Origin of the sequence: Anaeromassilibacillus sp. D41t1_190614_C2, assembly GCF_015558525.1 — a bacterium.
Classification (GTDB): domain Bacteria; phylum Bacillota; class Clostridia; order Oscillospirales; family Acutalibacteraceae; genus Anaeromassilibacillus; species Anaeromassilibacillus stercoravium.
In genome coordinates, this window is the sequence record NZ_JADMOD010000003.1 from 52,963 (window position 1) to 75,007 (window position 22,045).

18 protein-coding genes are annotated in these 22,045 nt (G+C 47.2%); 8 read left to right on the forward strand and 10 right to left on the reverse strand.

The window, feature by feature from the left end:
- The first annotated feature begins 8 nt into the window (after nucleotides 1-8).
- The 8 genes from I2G69_RS04480 to I2G69_RS04515 are packed head-to-tail and all read left to right on the forward strand — an operon-like array spanning nucleotide 9 to nucleotide 11,503.
- Entirely contained in the window at nucleotides 9-3,614 is a 3,606-nt protein-coding gene (locus I2G69_RS04480) for a restriction endonuclease subunit S (protein ID WP_113998535.1), read from the forward strand.
- A 12-nt stretch (nucleotides 3,615-3,626) separates the two neighbouring features.
- Nucleotides 3,627-4,772, forward strand: coding sequence for an aminotransferase class V-fold PLP-dependent enzyme (locus I2G69_RS04485; protein WP_195560291.1), 1,146 nt, complete (start codon nucleotides 3,627-3,629; stop codon nucleotides 4,770-4,772).
- A gap of 12 nt (nucleotides 4,773-4,784) precedes the next feature.
- Entirely contained in the window at nucleotides 4,785-7,007 is a 2,223-nt protein-coding gene (locus I2G69_RS04490; protein ID WP_195560292.1) for a DEAD/DEAH box helicase family protein, read from the forward strand.
- Entirely contained in the window at nucleotides 6,994-7,158 is a 165-nt protein-coding gene (locus I2G69_RS04495) for a hypothetical protein (protein WP_195560293.1), read from the forward strand. The genes I2G69_RS04490 and I2G69_RS04495 overlap by 14 nt, the downstream gene beginning before the upstream one ends.
- The gene (locus I2G69_RS04500; protein WP_195560294.1) at nucleotides 7,140-9,134 is read left to right on the forward strand and encodes an AAA family ATPase; all 1,995 of its coding nucleotides are present in this window, start codon (nucleotides 7,140-7,142) and stop codon (nucleotides 9,132-9,134) included. Before I2G69_RS04495 ends, I2G69_RS04500 begins: the two co-directional genes overlap by 19 nt.
- Before the next feature lie 12 nt (nucleotides 9,135-9,146).
- Nucleotides 9,147-9,680 carry a hypothetical protein gene (locus tag I2G69_RS04505; RefSeq protein ID WP_195560295.1) on the forward strand — a complete coding sequence of 178 codons (534 nt, stop codon included), beginning with the start codon at nucleotides 9,147-9,149 and terminating at the stop codon, nucleotides 9,678-9,680.
- 16 nt (nucleotides 9,681-9,696) lie between these two features.
- Nucleotides 9,697-10,839, forward strand: coding sequence for a sigma-70 family RNA polymerase sigma factor (locus I2G69_RS04510; protein ID WP_195560296.1), 1,143 nt, complete (start codon nucleotides 9,697-9,699; stop codon nucleotides 10,837-10,839).
- Between the two features lie 25 nt (nucleotides 10,840-10,864).
- Entirely contained in the window at nucleotides 10,865-11,503 is a 639-nt protein-coding gene (locus I2G69_RS04515; RefSeq protein WP_195560297.1) for a hypothetical protein, read from the forward strand.
- Between the two features lie 72 nt (nucleotides 11,504-11,575).
- Here I2G69_RS04515 and I2G69_RS04520 read toward each other — a convergent pair whose 3' ends face one another.
- The 10 genes from I2G69_RS04520 to I2G69_RS04565 form a co-directional block, all read right to left on the reverse strand.
- Nucleotides 11,576-12,091, reverse strand: coding sequence for an SLOG family protein (locus tag I2G69_RS04520; RefSeq protein WP_195560298.1), 516 nt, complete (start codon nucleotides 12,089-12,091; stop codon nucleotides 11,576-11,578).
- Between the two features lie 138 nt (nucleotides 12,092-12,229).
- Nucleotides 12,230-12,565, reverse strand: a complete 336-nt coding sequence (locus I2G69_RS04525) for a helix-turn-helix domain-containing protein (RefSeq protein WP_195560299.1) — start codon at nucleotides 12,563-12,565, stop codon at nucleotides 12,230-12,232.
- A gap of 494 nt (nucleotides 12,566-13,059) precedes the next feature.
- Nucleotides 13,060-14,817, reverse strand: a complete 1,758-nt coding sequence (locus I2G69_RS04530; RefSeq protein WP_195560300.1) for an antirestriction protein ArdA — start codon at nucleotides 14,815-14,817, stop codon at nucleotides 13,060-13,062.
- A gap of 13 nt (nucleotides 14,818-14,830) precedes the next feature.
- The gene (locus tag I2G69_RS04535; RefSeq protein ID WP_207740538.1) at nucleotides 14,831-15,043 is read right to left on the reverse strand and encodes a transposon-transfer assisting family protein; all 213 of its coding nucleotides are present in this window, start codon (nucleotides 15,041-15,043) and stop codon (nucleotides 14,831-14,833) included.
- 2 nt (nucleotides 15,044-15,045) lie between these two features.
- Nucleotides 15,046-16,317 carry a hypothetical protein gene (locus I2G69_RS04540; protein ID WP_195560301.1) on the reverse strand — a complete coding sequence of 424 codons (1,272 nt, stop codon included), beginning with the start codon at nucleotides 16,315-16,317 and terminating at the stop codon, nucleotides 15,046-15,048.
- A gap of 5 nt (nucleotides 16,318-16,322) precedes the next feature.
- Nucleotides 16,323-18,152, reverse strand: a complete 1,830-nt coding sequence (locus I2G69_RS14425; RefSeq protein WP_195560302.1) for a DUF3849 domain-containing protein — start codon at nucleotides 18,150-18,152, stop codon at nucleotides 16,323-16,325.
- Between the two features lie 15 nt (nucleotides 18,153-18,167).
- The gene (locus I2G69_RS04550) at nucleotides 18,168-18,923 is read right to left on the reverse strand and encodes a phosphoadenosine phosphosulfate reductase (RefSeq protein WP_195560303.1); all 756 of its coding nucleotides are present in this window, start codon (nucleotides 18,921-18,923) and stop codon (nucleotides 18,168-18,170) included.
- On the reverse strand, nucleotides 18,920-20,989 hold the full coding sequence (locus I2G69_RS04555; RefSeq protein ID WP_195560304.1) for a DNA topoisomerase 3: 2,070 nt from the start codon (nucleotides 20,987-20,989) through the stop codon (nucleotides 18,920-18,922). Before I2G69_RS04555 ends, I2G69_RS04550 begins: the two co-directional genes overlap by 4 nt.
- Nucleotides 20,986-21,795 carry a DUF4366 domain-containing protein gene (locus I2G69_RS04560; RefSeq protein WP_195560305.1) on the reverse strand — a complete coding sequence of 270 codons (810 nt, stop codon included), beginning with the start codon at nucleotides 21,793-21,795 and terminating at the stop codon, nucleotides 20,986-20,988. Before I2G69_RS04560 ends, I2G69_RS04555 begins: the two co-directional genes overlap by 4 nt.
- On the reverse strand, nucleotides 21,788-22,033 hold the full coding sequence (locus I2G69_RS04565) for a DUF4315 family protein (protein ID WP_004611956.1): 246 nt from the start codon (nucleotides 22,031-22,033) through the stop codon (nucleotides 21,788-21,790). Before I2G69_RS04565 ends, I2G69_RS04560 begins: the two co-directional genes overlap by 8 nt.
- Between the last annotated feature and the right edge of the window lie 12 nt (nucleotides 22,034-22,045).

Sequence of the window (22,045 nt, forward strand, 5' to 3'; positions counted from 1 at the left end):
ATAGAACTATGAGCAAAATGATCTCTGTTGCATCAGGTTTCCAGTATTCGGTTAATATTGGATATGACCTGAGCAGCAATGAAAAACTGAAAAACTTCATACCTACAAAGTCATCACTCGGTCTCCTTGAAGAAATCCTTCTAAGCACTGCTGAGACATCCACTGAGCGTTCTCGTGTTTTGATCGGGGCATATGGCAAAGGAAAGTCACATATCGTTCTGACTATCCTCTCAATCCTGATGAAACGCGACTTGCGTTTATTTGAAAAACTTCTCCCTAAACTGGAAGAACACCCAAAGCTAAAACAGTGTGTTCTCAATTATTATGAGAGTCCAAATAAAATACTTCCGGTTGTAATAACAGGTAGCAACACAAGTTTGTCCCAAGCTTTCCTACTGGCATTGCAAAGAACGCTCTCGGATAACGATCTTCTTGATGTCATGCCGGAAACGAATTACAAAGCTGCTATCTCTGTTATTGAAAGATGGGAAAAAGATTTTCCCGAAACCTATACGGCATTTGAAGCAGCTATTGATATGCCGGTTGCTGCATTTATAAATGCGCTTTCTACTTACGACATCTCTGCTTATGAGCAGTTTGAACGGGTTTATCCGACACTGACCGCAGGAAGTGTTTTCAATCCCTTTCTTGGTTTTGATGTTGTTGAACTATACGAAAGTGTAGCTAAGGGTTTGATGTCCAAAGGCTTCACCGGAATGTATGTGGTTTACGATGAATTCAGCAAATATCTTGAAGCAAATATTACGGAAGCATCTTTGAGTGATACTAAGATGCTCCAAGACTTTGCTGAAAAATGTAATCGAAGTGGCAAGATGCAGCTCCACTTGATGCTTATTTCCCACAAAGAAATTGCGAATTATATTGACAAACTGCCCAAGCAAAAAGTTGATGGGTGGCGTGGGGTGTCAGAGCGTTTCAAGCATATCCACTTGAACAACAATTTCTCTCAGACATATGAAATCATCTCATCCGTAATTCAAAAAGATGAGACTTTGTGGAGCGCCTTTATCAAGGAACATGAAGATGATTTTGGAGCAATTTCCCAGCGATATGCTACCCATCCGCTATTCTCTGAGAACAGCGATGAATTGAATATCGCATTATATGGCTGCTACCCTTTACACCCTGTTTCGACATTTATTCTGCCGAGACTATCTGAGCGCGTTGCGCAGAATGAACGCACTCTATTCACTTTTCTCTCCGCAGCGGGAAGTGCAACACTACCGTCTTACTTGGCGTGTTCAGACGATAGGTTTGAGTTTATTACCCCGGATGTCATTTATGACTACTTCGAGCCGCTTTTCAAGAAAGAAGTTTATGCCGGTGAGATACACCAGAACTATCTTTTAACTGCAAACATACTGTCACGGATTTCCAAAGAGTCTTTAGAGGCAAAAATCGTAAAGACGCTTTCTCTGTTCTATGTGCTTGGGCAATTTGATAGGCTAAAGCCCACAAAGGATGAGATCGTTGGCGTTTTCTCTTCTGCTTATACGGTGCCTGAGATCACGACTGCCATAGATAATCTTATTGAGCGTGATTATGTTATCTACCTCAAGAGAAGCAATGATTTTTTGAAACTGAAACAAACCTCTGGCGTAGATATTAAGCAGAAAATACACGATTATGCTGAATCTCACGCAAAAAAGGTTTCCGTAAAAGAAACCCTCAATGCCTCGAACTTCGACAACTATATGTATCCTTCCCGATACAACGATGACCGAGAGATGACTCGCTTCTTCTCTTTTGTGTTCATTGACGAAAGCGAGGTAAGACCCGATACAAACTGGGTTATTAAGAGCGAATCCATTGATGCAGATGGCGTGATTTACGCTATCATCCCACATAGTGAGGACTCCATAAAAAAATTAAAGGAAATCCTCCTCGATACAAGCAGAGAATGTGATAGGCATATCTTTATTTTGCCTAATCATTTCACAAGCATTGACGAGGCTGCGCATGAATATGAAGCTGTTTCTTTCTTGCGAGAGACTGCTTCTGACGATCCAGTATTGTTCGATGAGTACGATGTTGTGTATGAAGATTTGCGTGAAGTGATTAGTAACTTTATGTCTATTTATACACACCCTGAAAAATACAAGGCAAGCTATATTTTCAATGGCAGGATTCGCAATATACAACGGAAAGCTGCTCTAACAGAACTAATGGCTGACATATGTGATGATGTTTACTCCCTCACCCCAATTATTTGCAATGAGGCAGTAAATAGAGATGTCATCACAAATATTGCAAGCAATAGCCGGAGTAAGTTAGTTGCTGCACTGCTCCGTAACCAACTTGAAGCCAACTTGGGACTTTCTGGTACTGGGCAAGAGGTTTCTATCATGCGAAGCACATTGCTCAGAACAGGTATATTGGTGGAGCAAGGAGGAATGCCATCGCTTGACTTGCGTCCGGGCGATCCTAACCTTGCGAATATGTTAGAAACCATCGAGAACTTTGTCCTGAGTGCAAGACATAATGAGCGAATTGGATTTGATGTCCTGTACGATACTCTTACTCTTCCAGAGCATCATATTGGATTACGCAAGGGCTTGATTCCGATTTACTTAGCTGTTGTCCTCCATGAGTACAAACAACAAGTCGTGATATTGGATAAGTTTGGACAAGTTCCTACATCAGCAGATGTTCTTCTCCAAATCAATGCCGATCCCAAATCTTTCTCCCTATCTTATCTTGACTGGGATCCTGAAAAGGAGAACTTTGTAGAGCTGTTGGCTCAAGCATTTGCAAATCATATCATAGATGCAGAAAAAGGTGCAAACACATACGATTACATCGCAAATGCAATGAGACGCTGGGTGATGTCTCTGCCAAAGTATGCGAAAGAAATCAAATGTCAGCCTAACGGGAAAAAAATTGATAGCAGGCATTTGTCATTGTTAAAGCTATTGAAGCAAAATACGAGTAGCTACGAACTGCTTTTCGATAAGCTTCCCAAAGCATACGGATATGCTGAGACTTTTTCGGCTGGATTGGCAGAAAATATTATTGCATCGAAAAACTTCATTGACAGACTTATTTCTGATTTGAAGAAGTCTCTGATTGCTCAGACCAAAGAGATTTTCATGCTGCCTCAGAACGAGCCACAGGCTAATAAAATGTCCTTAGCATCTACCATTAAGGAGTGGTGTGACTCTCTAAGTCCTTCCGTATTCAATCATATCTTTGCTGATGGCACGGATAAATGCCTTGTCTTGTTTAGGACTGTCACGAACGATGAAGATTCTTTCATTGTCCGTCTTGCAAAAGCTTCGACCGGCTTGAGGATTGAAGACTGGGATGATGGCACTTGCAAGACATTCACCAACAAACTCCAACAATATAAGCAAACCGCTGAAAGCTATGAAGGCGAAGCTGTACAAGAAAGCGCCGATTCTTCTAACTACAAGGTAACATTTGTAAATGCTGATGGATCCGCCACTACTAAGAGTTTTGAACGAGTAGCATACAGCAATCGTGGCAAACTTCTCTACAACCAAATCACTCAATCGTTGGATTCCATGGGACACGCCATTTCGGAACAGGAAAAGCGTCAGATCATCATGGAAATATTGCAAAAACTATGTTAAGGAGGTGAGCTGATGGCTTACTTTGATAATGCTGCAACTACTTACCCGAAACCTGAAATCGTTTATCAGAGTATGGATCAGTTTCAGCGTCATACCGGTGGCAGCTTTGGACGGGGCAACTATGGATTTTCAAGTTCCGCAAAGAGCATAGTTGACGATACAAGGGCTGCCCTCCAACAACTTCTTCATTGCCCTGCAAAACAGGTTATCTTTGAGCCATCAGCTACCATCTCTCTTAACATTATCATTCAGGGAATTATCGAAAAAGGCGCAAGGAACATATACATAAGCCCCTTTGAACACAATGCGGTAACGCGCACCCTTCACCATTATGAAACGATGGGTTTGGTTAAGGTAGTTGAATTAACGGTAAACAAGGATCTTTGCTATGATATTCAACGGATCAGATTTCAGTTTGAGAATACGAAGCCTGATTTAGTCATAGTCAGCCACGCAAGTAATGTGATTGGTCTAGTTGCACCGGTCGAGGAAATATTTACGCTTGCAAAAGAGTTTCACTCGCTTACTCTTTTGGATATGGCTCAAACAGCAGGTCTTGTTGACTGTGATATTGGGAAAGACATTTTTGATTTTGCGGTATTCGCTGGTCACAAAACTCTGCTGGGTCCGACTGGTATATCAGGGTTTGTAATGAAACCAACCATTGACCTTGAACCGGTTTTCTTTGGAGGAACAGGGTTCGATTCTGCAAATCAAGATATGCCGGGATCGTTGCCAGAGAGATTTGAATTTGGTACGATGAACACCATTGGAGTAGTTGGACTAAATGCGTCAGTTAAATGGATATTGCAACAGGGAATAAACAATCTTGCCGCAGCAGAGTTGAAAAACAGAGCAAGACTAATTGAGATCCTGAACGAATATGACTTTATTTCTGTTGTTGGAAACTGTGACGGACGAGATTATGTCGGAATTGTCTCTTGTGTGCTTAATGACATAAGCAGTGACACCGCAGGACAGTTATTCAGCGAAAGAAACATTTCAGTTCGTACTGGATTGCAGTGCGCCCCTGCTGCGCATAGGTTCCTTAATACCTTCCCAGCAGGAACGGTACGGTTTAGTGTGAACTGCTTTACAACTGATGAGGACTTTGATGTTTTGAGAGAAGCACTTGATGACATCAATGATAATCTATAAGGAGATCGCATCATGAGCTTACAGGATGTTAGTGTAAAAAATGAATATCGTTCCCTTATAGACAATGTTGTTCAAGAGTTCTATATCCCATTGCTGGAACAGGCAAAGGTCTACAAAAGAGCAGTCGGTTTCTTTTCTTCGTCCTCTCTTGTAGAGATCACAAAAGGAATAGCAACTATGGCTTCAAATGGAGGTAAAATACAGATTGTTGCTTCTCCGTACCTCTCTGATGAAGATATAGAAGCCATTCAGAAGGGTTATGCAGAACGCAACAGCATTATCGAAAGGGCTATTCTGCGCCAAATAACCGGGGAGCAAGTTGATTACTATTCCATGCAGAGACTCAATCTTCTTGCTTGCCTGATTGCAGATGGGATTTTGGACATTCGCATTGCATACACAGAGGGGAAAAACGGTATTGGAATGTACCATGAAAAAATGGGACTTATCGAAGACGGTGAAGGAAATATTGTAGCCTTCTCCGGATCGATGAACGAATCTGCAACTGCAATGTCCATCAATTACGAAACAATAGATGTTTTTAGAAGCTGGGGCGATCAAAACGAAACTGACCGCGTAAGGCTAAAAGAGAACGCATTTTTCTCTATTTGGAATGACAGTGAACCTAACATCAAAGTCTTGGAGTTTCCCAGCATATCACAAGCTCTTATTGATAAATACAGGAGGTCCCCGCCAAACTTTGACTTGGATAAGGAGCAGTTTCCATCGAAAGATTCAAAGATTCGCACACTGAAAGACGGAAATATTGAAATCGTAACGAGAGCCATAGGACCCCGCATACCTGAAAATATCTCTTTACATGATTATCAAAAAGAGGCTATTGCTTCGTGGGTAGGAGAAAATTATCACGGTATATTTGATATGGCAACAGGTACAGGCAAGACATTTACCGGACTTGGTGCAATTTCAAAGCTTTCCGAAGACTTGAACGACAAACTTGCAGTTGTAATCGTTTGCCCTTATCAGCATCTTGTTGAGCAATGGGTAGAAGATATTGTCCGCTTTAATATGAAGCCCATCATCGGATATAGCAGCTCACCACAGAAAGACTGGAAACAACGATTATCGAAAGCTGTGAGGGACCAGAAGATTCGAGTAGACAAAAGTTTCTTCTGTTTTGTATGTACTAATGCTACATTCACGAATAGTTATGTTCAGGAACAAATAAGTAAAATACATTCACCCGTCTTGCTTGTCGTTGACGAAGCACATAATTTCGGTGCAGCTTCCTACGCAAGATTATTAGACGATCGTTTTACATACCGGTTGGCTCTGTCGGCTACCCTTGAAAGGCATCGCGATGAGGAAGGCACCGCGCTCCTATATGCCTTCTTTGGGAAAAAGTGCATTGAGTATTCTTTGGATCGAGCAATAGAAGAAGATAAGCTCACACCGTATAAATATTATCCTGTTGTTGTTCACCTAAATGATGACGAACTTACAGCTTATGAGCAATTATCCTATGAAATGTCGAAGTGCGTCATTAAAGGTAAAAATGGAAAGTATAAACTCAACAAGCATGGCGAGATTCTGGCACTGAAACGGGCAAGGATTGTAGCTGGTGCGTCTGAAAAGCTTGATGCTCTCAGGGAAGAGATCAGACCTTATATTCACGACAATAATATACTGGTGTACTGTGGTGCAACCAATGTGTTGGACGAGAACGCCGATTATACATCCTCTGATACAGGAGATATTCGGCAAATCGAGGCAGTAACTCGTATTCTCGGTAATGAGTTTGGTATGGATGTAGCTCAATTTACATCCAGAGAAAATATGGAAACGAGAGCAGCAATCAAGGAGCAATTCCAGCGTGGAGATCGGCTTCAAGCAATAGTGGCGATCAAGTGCTTGGATGAAGGCGTCAATATTCCTGGTATTCGGACTGCTTTTATCTTGGCAAGCACAACAAATCCCAAAGAGTATATTCAGCGTCGGGGGCGTGTACTAAGGAAAGCGCAAAACAAACCTTATGCAGTGATTTATGACTTTGTGACCTTGCCCCGACCTCTTGATTCAGTGTCATCGCTAACAACTGAACAGGCTCAAAGAGATCTAACCCTTGTGAAGAATGAACTGGCAAGGATAAAAGAATTTGGACGCTTATCTCAGAACTCAATGGACGCAAACAACTTGATCTGGGATATTCAGGAGGCATATCATATTACCGACGAAGAATCGGAGGAAGGTGGTTTCGAGTATGGAACAGATTGAGATAAACGAGAAGGCTGTTGAGCGCCTGAAACGCAAAATCATCCTTCAAGAAAATCAGAATCTCAAAACAAGGGCTATGACCGATCAGCAGATGGTCGCATGGATTAAGAAGCAGATCGAGGAGGAAGCGCAATGTTACTCGAATCGATAACACTGGAAAACTTTAGACAGTTCCGTCATGAATCCATCGACTTTGCACAGGGCGATAACGGGAAAAATGTCACGATCATAATTGGTGAAAATGGCACGGGTAAAACAACCTTCGCCCAAGCATTCTTTTGGTGTATGTATGGAGAGACAGAGTTTTCCGATAAGAATATGCTTAACAAACTTGTCGCAGCGGAGATGAAACCAGGTCAAGAAAGCAAAGTTCAAGTCATTCTCAAGCTGCGTCACGGAACTGTAAATTATACGCTCATGCGGGAGCAGACTTACCGTAAAGACTACTCAAATCGTGTCAAGGGCGATAATACGGTCTTCGATATTGCAATTAAAGACGCAAATGGCAATACATCCTATGTCAAAAAATCGCAATGTGAAAGTGAAGTTAAAGGAATCCTCCCGAAAGAATTGTCCAGATATTTCTTCTTTGACGGCGAAAGAATCGAGAAGATGAGTAAAGACATTTCAACCGGAAAGAAAGCCACTGACTTTGCAGAAGCAGTAAAAGGGCTTCTTGGATTGAATGCTATGTACAGTGCTATTCAGCATTTTAATCCGAAATCCAGACTTGGCGTTATCGGCAGTTATGAGAGTAGCTATGACTCCCACAGCAACTCAAAAATACAAGAGTACACTCAGACTATCGAACGATGCAAAGCTGAAATAGCTAAAATTGATGCAAGATTGGAAGAACTGGAAGGTCAAATCGAGCAAGCAAGTGCGCGGAAGGCTGAAAAGACTGAGGAAATCAAGCAGTACGCAGAAGGTGAAGAATTACAACGCCAAAAGGAACGGCTTATCCAAAAGATAGCAAGAGCGAAGGACTCTAAAGCAAATGTTGTTAAAGCAATTTGCAAGGACTTTAACAGCAACATGAGTTCCTTTTTCTCGGTTGCACTGATGTCTCGCGCACTTGAGCTTCTGTCCGACAGAGACTTCACTGGCAAGGACATTCCGTATATGCACGCAAAGACTATTGAATATTTGCTGAACCAGAAAGTCTGTATTTGCGGGACACATTTGGATGAAGGCTCAGTGCCATACACTAAAGTTAAGGCGCTTATCGACTTTTTGCCCCCTCAGTCCATCAGCAATATGATTAGCGACTTCAAAAAGGAAGCTAAGCGCCGTGCCAACGCTCAGCAGGATTTGTTTTCCCATATAAGTGATAATCTTGCTGTGATAAGCCAGCAGGATGAAGAAGTCACTGATCTTCAAGATGAACTACATACTATCGAAGGGAAACTTAGCGGTGGAGATGTTCGGAGCAAAGTCCGGGCAATCAACAGTGAGATTCAACTGTGCGACAAAGTTATCAGAGAAAGTGGAGCCGAAAAGGACCGTATCCTTTTAAGAAAAGGCGGTTATGAGTCTGAGGCTGAACGAGCAGACACAGAGCGTCGTAATCTTACCTTGTTGGATGATAAAAACAAGAAGATTGAGATCTACAAAGCATACGCCGAACGCATTTACCAAGAACTTCTTGAAGTTTATGCCACCAGCGAGGCTGAAATCCGCAGCAAATTGGAGACTACCATCAACGAAATATTCAAGCAGATTTATGAAGGTGGATTATACTTAACCATTGATGAGAAATATCATATTTCTGTATATGCAAATGACTATGATGGGGATGTCGAAACATCCACCGCTCAAAGCATCTCGGTAATTTTTGCCTTCATCACCGGCATTATAAAGATGGCTCGTGATAACAGAAACGCTTCGGATGATGATGCCAAGCTCCTGTCTTCTGAACCTTATCCTCTGGTGATGGATGCTCCCCTATCTGCTTTCGATAAGCGGCGTATCAAGACTGTTTGTGAGGCGCTTCCCAATACAGCGGAGCAGGTTATTATCTTTATCAAGGATACTGATGGTGAACTTGCAGAAGAGTACATGGGCGACAAGATCGGCTGTCGGCATTACTTTGATAAGAAAAATGAATTTGAAACTGTGTTGGTGTAAGGGGGTGGGCAAATGTTTGATAAACAATATCGCTTTCGTGGCAGACACGCTGTTCGTGTGGATGCTTTAACAAGCGTCTTTGACAGCAACAGCAAAGCCAAGTTATTTGATCGGAATGTTGATGTGTACGCAAATGCTCCGTTAGTCGGTTTCCTCTATGGCAGAACCGCTGAGCAAGATGATACTCGGAATCCTGAGACAAATCAGGTCTACAACCAAAATGTTATGGGCGATCGTGTTATCTATTCTCAGGAAGAACTCCAATTCAATTTTAGATTGATCATGTTGCTTGACAAAGATTATGAGCCTAACGAAGATGCGCGAATCGACAAGGCATTTAAGCACATGGGAGAAAATCCTGATGATGAAGCTCGTTTTGACAGTTATGTTCGCGGCGGCGTAGATGTCCTTTATGAAAAACTTATTGAAGGAGTATCATCGCCGGATGAGTATGTAACAAGACTTTATGACTTTATTGAAGAGTTTCAAGAGAAGTTCAACGATGAAATATCAAGTGACGATATTTTGAAGCTTTGTTCTAAGTGAAATGTGGTGAATAGGGATGGAAAACCGTCAAACGGCATATGAAAAACTGATAGAGCTTGCCGAAAAGCAGGGCTATGTGACATTTGATAATATCATGGACTGTGCTGACGAATATTCCCTCCCTATTCAAGACTTTGATTGGCTCAGCAACTCTATTACAACTCGCGGAATCCTCGTTTATAGCGAAGCTCCTACTCGTAATGTTCCTTCCGATGAAGATGATTTTGATGATTTTGCACAGAGTGATTATGATGCAGTATATACTCGCATCATCGAACTGAGTCCTTCTCTTGAATCCTTCGTATCTTATGTGAGAATGGTGATACCTCCACAAAGGGGGGAAATCAGGCAACTCAAATATCAAATTGTTGATGGCAATACATATGCACGAGAACGAATGATTGAAATGCACTTGCGATTAGCTTTGCGAGTGGCATTGCAGAGAGCGGAAACATATGATATGGACATAGAAGATGCCATAGGATATGCTTGTATAGGGCTTGTAATTGCGGTTGATAAATATGATCCCGATACATCAGGAGCGTTTGCTTCATACGCATCTCTCTGGATGATTCAAAACATTTCTCGTGTACAAAGTACACAGCGGCCTTTAATTTATTATCCCGTTCACCAGAAAGAGGGATATTTCGCTATGTACCCCGTGCTGAAAGCGCATGATTGCATAGGTTGTGAGCGGTTAAATGAATGCGCTTATGCCATTTCGATGGTTCAAGAAAAAATCGAATGCTCTCCGGATGAAGCAAAAAAGATCCTTGACCAGATGATACCCGATGCCCAAATAGAGGATCTTCTTGAATTATTTGAGAAGTACGATGAGAAAGACACTCCCAGAGACACACTCATTGACGCATTATTAAGCAATCTCTCCGAAGAAACCATTCTCTCTGATGAAGATGCACTGTCCACTGTTCAAAAGAATGCTCTTAAAGAGGAAGTCGCTTCTGTTCTGAGCAAACTAACACCAAAAGAGGAAAGAGTTCTCCGTTTAAGATATGCGTTCGATGGGCACGAACGAACACTTGAAGAAGTGGGCGCTGAGTTTAATGTCACCCGTGAGAGAATCCGTCAAATCGAGGGGAAAGCACTCCGCAAACTAAGACACCCATCAAAAGCGAAAAAACTCAAGGAATATTATTAGAGCAATCACTCGAAAGGAGTCAGACTTGGACTGGGATCAATATTACGAAAAGTTCTACGACTGGACTACGAGTACACAGATCAGCCGGATGTCATCCCTGACTTCTTATGGTGCATCCTCAGAGGTTGCCGAGGTTGCTCAGGAATACATGGACGAAAAGGCTGCATCCCGTCTCATCAAAAAAGCAGTGGCGTATGGAGTTCAGTTTACGCCGGAAGAGATTTATGACCTATCCGGTTGCTGCAACACAGAAGCTATGAATGTACTTCTTGATTCCTCGAAATGCAGATTCACAAAGGAGCAGTTAGAAGACCTTTACGGTGCAGTTGATGATGAAGTCCTTGGAAGAGTAGCTGCGAGGAACAAGATACGCCTCTTTGAAGATGACGAGGACGAAGAAATTGAAAATGAGACTGGCGAGGAAGAGTTCTTCGATGAGCCGGTTGCTTCTGCCCCTAAAATTGGCTTCTTTGCAAAGCTTTTCGCAGGAATCGGAATTGCTGATGCACTCTCATCCTCTCATGCTTCTCATCCGGGACATTGTACCGGCGATTGTGCGAACTGTCCTCCCCATTATGGCTATCGCTATGGACGATGGTATTATGGTCATGGTCATGTGCATGGCTGTGAGTTCGGCGGTAACAAAGGCGACGGAAGCCTCTAACAGAGCAATACATATTGGGCTATAAGAAAAAGCCTCAAACGCAATCAAAAGGAGCATTTGAGGCTTTATTACTCATTCAACAAGCATTGTTCTCGGATTGATAATTGTAACCAGCTTGCCTTGTCGTTGGGCATACTGGACTGTCTTGCCCGTCCCGCTGGGTCTGCCGTCCCATACAGCAATGATAAAGTCTGCCTGATCTACCATGTAGCGGTTCCTCTTGTGCATACAGTCAGAGGTGTAGTGATGCTGGATCAATGTCTCCTTGTCACACTTAGAGGCAATCTCAAAATAACGATCTCGCTGTTTCTCAGTCCACTTCTCAGCCTGACTTTCACATGGAATTGCGCTTTCAAGAGTGATGCCTTCATAGCTTGATTTCAGACCAAGTACAATTTCCGCTGCGTACATATCAACGCCGAGTGCCATGCCGCTGATGAAATGGGTAACGCCTTCCTGTTCGATGAGTCTGATAATCTCCGCACGGAGCGTTTGCTTGAGGGCAATGCAGCGTTCATCCGATTCGTTAAATCCGAACGGAAGGCTCTGTGGTCTATGACCGGTAAAAGCACATTTCTTCACTTTCATCTTTTTTCTCCATCTATGTATTAGCGCGTGTATCTCATTCGCTTATACATAGTATAGCACATGATTGTGAAGAATTATGTCGATTGATGTCAGAAAAAAACGAACCACACAATAAATTGCGTAGTTCGTTGAAGGAAGTCATTTGCCGTTGTTCTTTTCCTGCTCAATCATCAACTCTACCATCTGAATGATCCGCTTTTGGGCATCGAGTGGCAAGGTCTCAAGCTCTTCGGAGAGCTTATTCGCCTTGTACTTCGTAGAATGGTCAACCACATCACAGAAGATTGCATCCGCTGAAACCTCAAGTGCATTGAGCAGGGTGATCAGTTTTTCGCAGCGTGGGAAGGAGGCCCCGCGCTCAAGGGTAGAAATGTAGTTTGCTGTAAAGCCGGTCTTTTCGGCAAATTGTTCCTGCGTCAGTCCAAGACGCTCACGGCATTGCTTTATTCGCTTGCCTATTCTATTATCGATCATGACACATACCATGTCCCTTTCCATGTCTTTCATAATAAGTATATGGATTAGCGACACAGCTATACAGAAACGCTAATACATTGACTGTGGATTAGCGTTTGATTTTCGGAGATTATTTACGAAAAAGACACGAAAAAAGAGCCTCAGCCGACACTCGAACGAGCATCGACCGAGGCTCTTTGCAGTAATAAGATTATGGCTGAAAACCGACCTTTATTCTCACATTGGCGGCGCTTGACTGCCACATGGGAAAACATACGGGGCTACATTTTCGCGCGGCTCTAGGAGGCTAAAAGCCGTCATTTTCGACCTTTATCCTGACAGTTATATCGCTTTCTCCGACCGCTTTGAGATATAGTGCGGACAAGCGAGGATCATAGTGCGAAGACTCTGCTTGCAGTCATGAATACAGCGTCGGCATACTTCATTGTACTTCCGCCGTCCGTCCGTGCCTAAGAAGAAGCTCCACTCCACCTTCCATTTCTTACTCTTACTCATAAATCACGCTCACTCTTTTTCTCTTTTGAGGGCGCTGACTTGACCTGCGGCTTGCTGGACTTGGCGGCTTTCAGCCTGTCCATGATGGAAGACTTCTCTCGCTTTTCGCTGCTTTCCTTCTCTTTGGAACCGTTGTTGATGATACCGTCAATCATGCCGTAGTCATCCTCGACGGACATCTCAGCGGTCTTGAGAGGATTCTGCCGTTCCAGCATCGCTTTCCACTCAGACTTTTCAACGCCAAAGATACCGCCTTTCGCAGCGTGATCCGGGACTTCCTTTGCATCCAGAACCAGCCCCTCGGTATCATCACCGTACAGCCGGTAAATCTGGCACGACTTCATGACCTCAGCCGCAGCCTCTTCCCGCATGGGCAACATTCCGCCCCATTTGTAGCCGTACTGCTTCATTTCCTCGATGCTGATGCTGTCATCCGGCATCTTTTCGACCGGCATGACCTCCTGACGGAGCAGATCAACCGTGTTCTCATCGAAGCCGTCGTAGATATGGGACAGCACCAAGTCACCGCGCTCATCGACTATGATGCAGGAGGCATCGTCACCAAAGGTATCATGCTCCATCAGCCAGAAAGTGTGACCGTCGATTTCCTTGTGATCAATCGTGTGCCATGTGCCGATATGGCCATCCACCGCCATACCGAAAGTGTTCTCATTGACAATGGAGCTTTTCTCTTCAAGGACAGTCTGCTTCTGCTGCTCTTCGGAGATCATCGGGATAGCAACGATCCTGTCGCCGATTTTTGCAAACTGCTCCGGCATTTTGAACTCCGTCATGAACTGGCGCAGCAAATCGGGAGAGAGCGAGCCGAAGCTGTCATCCGTCAGACCTGTGACCAGAAATGTACCGGCAACAATATCATAGATTTCTCCATCTTCATCCCGCAGGGCACGGTTGAGCGGCAAGCCTTCCAGCTTGCCCTCTTCATTGCAAATAACGGCAACCGGCTCCGCAAAGGGATAGACGGCCTGAATACTCCCGCCGACTTCATGCTGCAAGGACTCAAGGCCGGAAGGGATTTCTTTCACATAGGGCTTTTTGTCCGGCTCGACCACAAGCACAGTCATTGTAGTTGGCTGTTCCAATTCCTCGCCGCTTCCGGTGACGCGGTACTCATCGGGAATATCTTCAAGAGAGCCGTCAAAGTAGCGGTTCCAGCTATCGCCGGTAGGACGGATGTACCCGGCGTCGGTCAGTGTGCCGCCTTCATTGATTGCGCAGTCTTCGCCGTATCGCTCAAAGTCAATGTAATCCACAAAGCTGCCGAACTTGTTGTCTATGTTGTACCCGCCCTCAAAGAAGTAGTAACGACCGAGATCGTCATAGTCCTTGATGTCGGGGATAAAATCATAGTTGTCGAGATTGTAGGTCAGGTTGATCAGATCGTCGAGGTCATTCACTTCATCGCAGCCGCTATCCATGATTGCCACGAAATGCTCAAGCTCAGAGCGGGACATCTCATCCAGCCGCGCGGCGAGGTAGTTGAGCTTATCGAGGTTTTCATATTCGCCAAGGAGATTGCTGACTCCATGAATGGAGCAGTCATAATCCGTGATAAACCATTCCTCATAAACCTGACCGAACTCGTCCTTCGAGCCGATGCCGATCCGCTCGAAGACCTTCTTCATTTCTTCTTCGGTGGTCGGGAAATGCACCCATTCACCGACAAGCTCGCCTTCGTTGTACTTGCCAAGATTGGTCACGAAAGCTTCAAAACTGCCATCCAACACGGGCATAGGCATCCTCCTTTCAATCGTCAATCATACTGTCCGGCGCGATGTAGAGCTGGGCAAACGCCTCGCCGGTGATGCCCTCAAGCTTCCGAACGGTATGGAAAAGCAGCTCCGCCATCTCATCGTCCAGCTCGTCGATGGGCAGCGACTTCATTTCAGCAATCAGCCTCTTGCGGCTGGAAGTGTCGAAGCAGCACATCAGATTCGTCTCTTCCACGGTAAAAAACATAATCACATCTCCATTTCCTTTGATTTCGGTTTCTTTGTATGCTCAGGCTTTTTAGCGCCTTTGTCCGGCGCAGTCTGGGCGTGTTCTTTGAGCTTTGCGAGGACAGAGGGTTTCTTCTGGGAGGTATGCTCTCTGCGATCCATTGCTTTCCAGAGGCTTTCTGCCGGAGCATCCTCCACATAGGAACGGACAATAGACAACCGCTCACGGAATGGAACGGGATTTTTCCTGTCCGTAATGTCCGTCAGGCTGACTTCTTCATTTGGAAAATCCACTTTGTCAACGCGAACGGTTTTGCCGTCCATATCCATCACCATGCCAACAGGGATATAGTCCTCAGCGATAAGGTGTTTGACGGTTTCCTGTCTGCCGTCTTCACCGGGCTGCGTAACAAGGACATCGTTTCCTTGCCCCCACAGCGCCTTTGCCTTGGCAACCCACTGATCTTCCCGAAAGCCGGTCACGGCTACCTGTCCGCCGCCTTCCAGCTCTTTCATCAGGAGCTTTGTGCCGAGCGCGGGCGCTGCCTTCTTCGCATCTTCGCCGTAAATTTCAAAGTAGCCATTCTGGGCAAAGCAGACAATCGCTTCGGGATAGGCTTCCTTGACGGCATTATAGGCGGTCTGCGCTTCAAGGGGCAATATGCCCAGCTTTTCGGTCACGCCATGCTGAACGGCAAGCTTGTGGATGTGATCCTCAATACTGCCGGTTTTCGCATGGTAGCTCGTTTTGAAGCGCTCACGGCGGAGAATCATGTCAAGCTCAACCGCATTCTCAGGCAGATAGCTCACCGACACGACCTCGCCATGCTTTTCTTCCAGCGGGATCGCTTCGCGCCGGTAGCTGCGGAAAGGCAGATAAAAGGTGGCATCGTCCTTAAAAGTGACTGCCACTGTCTCAATCGGAACGGTGAGCTTTTGCATCCGCTCCACATGGGCGGCATAGTCCAGCTCAATGAGGTTGCCTCTGACGGTATCGCCCTCTACGCCCTTGATCTCGACTGCATAGGCAAGGATGGGATCGCGGGTTTGCTCATGGTAAAATTCCCACACTTTGTTTTCGTAGGAATCCTCCACATAGACTTCACGCTCAGGCAGGAGGTAAGTGCCGTTCGGACGGGACATCCAGAGAAGGTGCTTGTCCTCGGGGGATTGGGAACCGGCAAGGCTGTGAAGCAACCCGGCGTCCAGCTCAAAATCCTCTTTGTAGTTCTGGGTATGGATGTCCATAATCCGGCGAAGGGCATCCACAAGATCGATGTTTTCAAACTTCATAGCCATCACTCCAAACCGACATCGTGGGACTTCTGCTTGACCGGCGTTTTCCGCTCAGGCTGGCTCTTTGCCGCAGCACGGAGATGTTCCCGGATAGAAGGCTTTTCACGCGCTGCTTCCTGAGTCTTCTCTTTGCCGATATATTCAAGCGTCGGTGTCAGCTCTCGATAGCAGCCTTGCACCTTCTTGGCAGAATGGCGGCGGTGAATGGCGAACATCGGCTCGCCGTCCCGGGTAACGGTGTTGCCCTCAATCCTGACCTTGTACTCCATCATCACCTTGAAGGACTGATTGGACGAACGGTAGGTAGCCAGCATCCCGTCGTTGCGACCGGCGATCTGCGCTTTGAGCGTGTCCATGACAGCTTCCTTGATTTTCTTTTCCTCCGGTGTGAGGCGATGCTTCACCGGTGCCGCCTGTTCCGGCTCTTTGGGAGCCGGAGCTTCGGGAGCCTTCTCCGGCACAGCCGGTTTGCTCTGTTCAGCCGGTGCCTGTTCCTGCGTTCTACTGATGGCAGTCTGCCGGACAAACTCTTCGGTGAAAAGGCTGACAAGCCCCGGATTTACGCTGTCAATGATGAGATGAGCAGCATGATCCGGGCTGCCATCCATGCCCTTTGCCCATTCCTTGCAGTCCGGGGAAATGCGCCCATCATGGTCTTTCTGCTGGATGGTTTGCGCGAGGACATAGGCGACGCGCTCAGGCGAGAATTTCTCAAGGATGCTCTTAACGGCGGACTCCGCCGCAAGTCGGTTGTTGCCGTAGTAGTCGTTGATGGTCTGCTCAATCGCCTCTTTACAGTCCATGTTCGCTTGCATCGAAGTACGGTAAGCATCCAGCTCACCTGCTTCAAAGGCATACATCGCAGCTTCCCGGTAAACCGGAATAGCCGCATCCCGCAGCGGCGTAGGGGCTTCCTGTTCTTTCACGGCAAGCCGCTCTTTGAGCTTTTCATCAATGCCGGTGATCATCTCAGCCGCCGTTTTGCGGATGGTTTCCAGCGAGCCTTTCAGCTCCTTGGTCTCCTTATCGGAGGACCAACCGGCGATATAGCCGAAGGAATAGTCAGAGGTCTCAATGCCGTACCGCTGGCAGACGGTATAGGCGACGCTTTCTGCCTCGACCTCCTTAGTGCGCCGGTCTTTCTTGTCTTCGGGAGCGACCTTTTCGCCCGGAGTGACGGCATGGAGCTTGGCATGGGCAATCTCATGGATCGCCGTCTTGATGGTCTGGATTTCGCTCATGCCCTCCTGAATGGCAATCCGGTTTTCTACATGAGAGAAGTAGCCTTTTGCGCCATCGGTGATGTTTTCAAAGGCAATGGGGACCGGAGATAGCTCTTTGAGAGCATCAAAAAAGGCGGCGTAGTTTTCCACGCTGCCTGTCAGCTCGTCTACGGCAATATCGGGAAGTTCTTTGCCGTCCGTCTGGGACACATCGAAGACGCTCACCACCTTGAAGGCGGGACGGGTCACTTCAACCGTCTCGGTGACCGGCTTGCCGTCCTTGTCGAGAACGGGCTTCTGCGTTACCGGGTCGAGTTTTTCCCGCTCTTCCTGCACCTTGTAGGGCGCAGGAGCAAGGATTTTGATGCCCTTTTCGCCCTTCATCACATGGCGGTCGAAGTTGCGCTGCCATGCCGTGTAACCGGCGATCAGCGTCGCACCCGGCTTCTGCATGGCGATGAGAAGCGTATTGTTAAACGAGTAGTTGTAGAACTTGGACATCGTTTTCAGGTACTCTTTGAAGCGTTCGGATTCAAACAGTTCCTTGAGTCCCTGTTCCAGCTTGTCAGTGATTTCCCGGACTTGCTGGGCGTTTCTGTTTTCAGCCATTTCTTACCTCCAATCTTACTGATTTGAAATAGAAAACTCCGGCTGAGATTTGCCCCAAAGACGGGCTTTTACCTCAGACGGAGTTTCCGTTCTGGTCAATCTGCGATGATACAAATTATCTGTATGTTCCCATTCAATCAACTTCTCAAATAAGTCAGGGTGACGGTTGACCATGTGGGAAAGCTCAAAAGTCGATGCGTTTGGGCAGAACCAACAACCGTTGCGTTTGGAATGTTGATAACAGGGAGAGAGCATATCGTATTTCTCGCATAGCCGCCAAGCATCCGCTTCCGTCATGCCATACTTTGCAAGAAGGCTGATGTCCTTCTCCTTATTCAGTCTGGCAAGACGCTTTGGCTCGTCCAATGCAATACCTACATAGCTGCGGGTGTCATCAGGTTGAGCCTTATGGTACTTGCGGAGCGGAGGCATTTTACAGTCCCGATTTACCGCGCACTTTCCCGGCCAGACAAAACCTCGGATCAGCCCTTTATAAGGTCCTCTTGTGATAATGTGATGGAACACATCATCGTAAGTTTTGTCACTTCGCAGAACCGTGAATTTGCATCCGAGTTCATTTTCAACGAACGGTTTGAGCTTTTGGTGGATAAAGTCCCGATGCTCCGGGACCTCGCCGCTTGTATCCTGATCAAACATCACCTCACTGTATATGACCTCATCCAGCGGCTCATTTTTCTCCGCAGCAAGAAGAATTGTTGCTACGCTGTCCTTGCCTCCGCTGCATGAGGCAATGTATCGCGGGCGCGTCATCGGTCAAACTCCATCTTGAAGCTGACATACTTGCCGCCAGTGTCATCCAGACGGATCACCGCATCATAGAGCTGCGGGCGCTTTGGCGTATAAAGCCCGGTGACCCTGCACCAGCCCTTGTCCAGCAGCTCGGCGGCGATCTTCTTGGTCAGCTTCTTTTTCTTGCTCGTAAAGAACTTATTGTCCTCCCACATACAGAAGGAACATTCCTTGTTCGAGCAGTAATAGTTTCCCTTGCCCACATAGACCGGCGAGCCGCAGCGCGGACATTTGCCAATGGACTCTCTGCCGGTATCGAAGCGGTTTGCCTCGGCGTCAGAGAGGAAGGGATAGGCTTTGACCAGCTCGGAGGTCATCCCCACAATGCCGGAAAGGAACTTGTCCGCATCCGCATTGCCGCGCTCAATCTGCATCAGGGTATTTTCCCATTCCGCCGTCATGGAAGGAGAAGTGATCTGTTCGGGCAGGACGCATACAAGGTTGTTGCCGTCCTTTGTAGGCACGAGAGATTTGCCCTTGCGCTCAACGAAGCCGCCTTTGACCAGCTTTTCGATGATACCGGCGCGGGTGGCGGGAGTGCCAAGCCCTTTCTTTTCGGTATCATCGTCGAACTCAGCATTCCCCGCAGTCTCCATAGCCGACAGAAGGGAGTCTTCGGTGTAGGGCTTCGGTGGGGATGTGTAATGTTCGGTGACGCTGGAATCGACAGAAGAGAGAATATCCTTCTCATTCAGAGAAGGCAGCGAGCGTTCCGGCTCGTCCTTTTCCTTGCTCTTGAGCGTTTCCTTGAAGCAGCGCTCAACCGACTTCCATCCATCCTGCACGACCGTTTTGCCTTTTGCCTTGAACTCGTAACCCTCACAGGTGAGCGTGACCGAAGTCTCATCATAGATGTGTTTCTCACCGGTAGCGCTCAGAAGGCGCATGGCGATAAGCCGGATGATTTTCTGCTCCGACTCCGGCAGCTCGGCGAGGTCCTGCTTTTCAAACTGGACGGTGGGGATAATGGCATGATGGTCAGTGACCTTGGCGTTGTTGGTAATTTGCCCGATGTCCGGCTCGTGGATGATGCCTTCAAAGAGCGGCACCTTGCGGGAGACAATGCCGATCACCTGACGGGCGGTGCTCTCCATATCCTCAGTGATGAACTGACTGTCCGTTCGGGGATAGGTAAGCAGCTTTTTCTCATAGAGGGACTGCACCAGATCGAGCGTCTGCTGGGCGGTAAAACCATAGTAGCGGTTGGCCTCCCGCTGCAAGGTGGTCAGATCATAAAGCTTCGGCGGGGTGACCGTCTTCGTCTCCTTCTTGAGAGAAGAAACGACGGCTTGCATTTTATTGCAAGCCGCCGCAATCGCCTTCGCCTCGTCTTCGGTTTTGACCTTTTCCATGTCCGCCGTCAGGCTGTCTTGGCTGATATGGACATTGAAGTATTTCTCCTTGTGGAAGGTGGAAATTTTGCCTTCACGCTCCACCAGCATTGCCAGCGTAGGCGTTTGCACGCGTCCGACCACCAGCTTCTTATGATAAAGTGTCGAGAACAGCCTTGTGCCGTTGATGCCAACAATCCAATCTGCCTTGGAACGGGCAAGCGCGGCTTCATAGAGCCGGTCATAATCGCCGCTGGCTCGCAGACGGGCAAAGCCCTCTCGGATTGCGCTGTCTTCCAATGAGCTGATCCACAGGCGCTTGAAAGGCTTCGTGCAACCGGCTTTCTTGTAGACCAACCGGAAAATCAGTTCGCCCTCGCGCCCCGCATCGGTGGCGCAGACAAGCTCGGTTACACGCTTATCGCGCATAAGGTCACGCAGCACCTTGAACTGCTTCTGTTTGTCCTTCGGGACTTCAAACAGCCATTCCTCCGGGACGATGGGGAGATCGCTGTACCGCCATTTGGCAAAGCGTTCATCGTAGGAGCTTGCGTCCGCAAGCCCCACAAGATGACCAACGCACCATGAGACGATGTAGTTGTTTCCTTCGAGATAACCGTCCTTACGGGAGGAAGCGCCCAGCACCTTCCCGATAGCGGCTCCAACACTCGGTTTTTCCGCAATCACTAAGATCAAATCGTTTCCTCCGTTTCTTTGGTTTCGGCCTCGTCATCCTCGTCGTCAGCAATGACAGGCTCTTCGTCCTCGTTGATATACGGCTCTTCCTCATAACCCTCGTCATCGAAGAAATCCAGATCCTCGTCCTTCTGCTTCTTGCCGCGCACGAACTTGAAGTAGTAATACGCACCACCGCCGATGCCGACCAGCGCGATGATGCCGATGATCAGGGCAATGTTCGGGGAAGCGTTTTCCGGCTCTTCGGGCGCTTCGGCTTCCGCGTCCTCGACCGGCTCTTCCGGCTCAGGTACAGCGCCGGTACACTCGCTCATGTTTGTTTTGCAGACAGGGCATTCCGTATTGACAGCTCCGGCCTCGCAGCGGGTATCGCAGTTACAGATAGTAAGCGAAGATGCCGTTTCCTCATCCAACAGGGCAAGCAGATCGGCTTCGTCCACCATGTTGAGGAAATAGGTCTGGTACTGTTCCTCTTCCTCGTTGATGGGCGCATCATAATCGATCACGACATAGAAGGTGTTGCCGGTCTTGGTCTGTACTGTGATGAACTGCTTATTCGTCGCCTTGTCATAGAGCAGATCGCGGGTATAAGCGTTGCCTTCACCGTCAATCGGCTCGCCCTCATACGGTTCAGGCTCTTCGGGTGCTGCGGTTTCCGGTGTTGCTTCGGGCTGGGTCGCCTCCGTGACCGGAAGCTCCTGCTCGGTATCATCCGCATAGGCGAATGCGGGTACAGTGAACGAGATACAAAGCGCGAAGCACAGTGCAAGTGCCGCCAGAGTGCGGATTCCTTTTCTCTTAGTCATTGTCCGTCACCTCCTGCTGGGTAGTGGTAGGCTTTTCCGCCTTGCCGTCCTTCATCGCGGCAAGGAACGCCATAATCTGATCCTTGTCCATGACCATCGCACGGACGGTGTTGACGATTTCAAGGTTTTCCAGCTCGGTTTTCTTGTCGTACAGCTCCTTGAGCTGCCCCTGCAGGTCCTCGACCTTCTTCTCGGTTTTGGCGATTTCCGCGCAAACCTTCTGATATTTCGGGTTCATTAAAACGCTCCT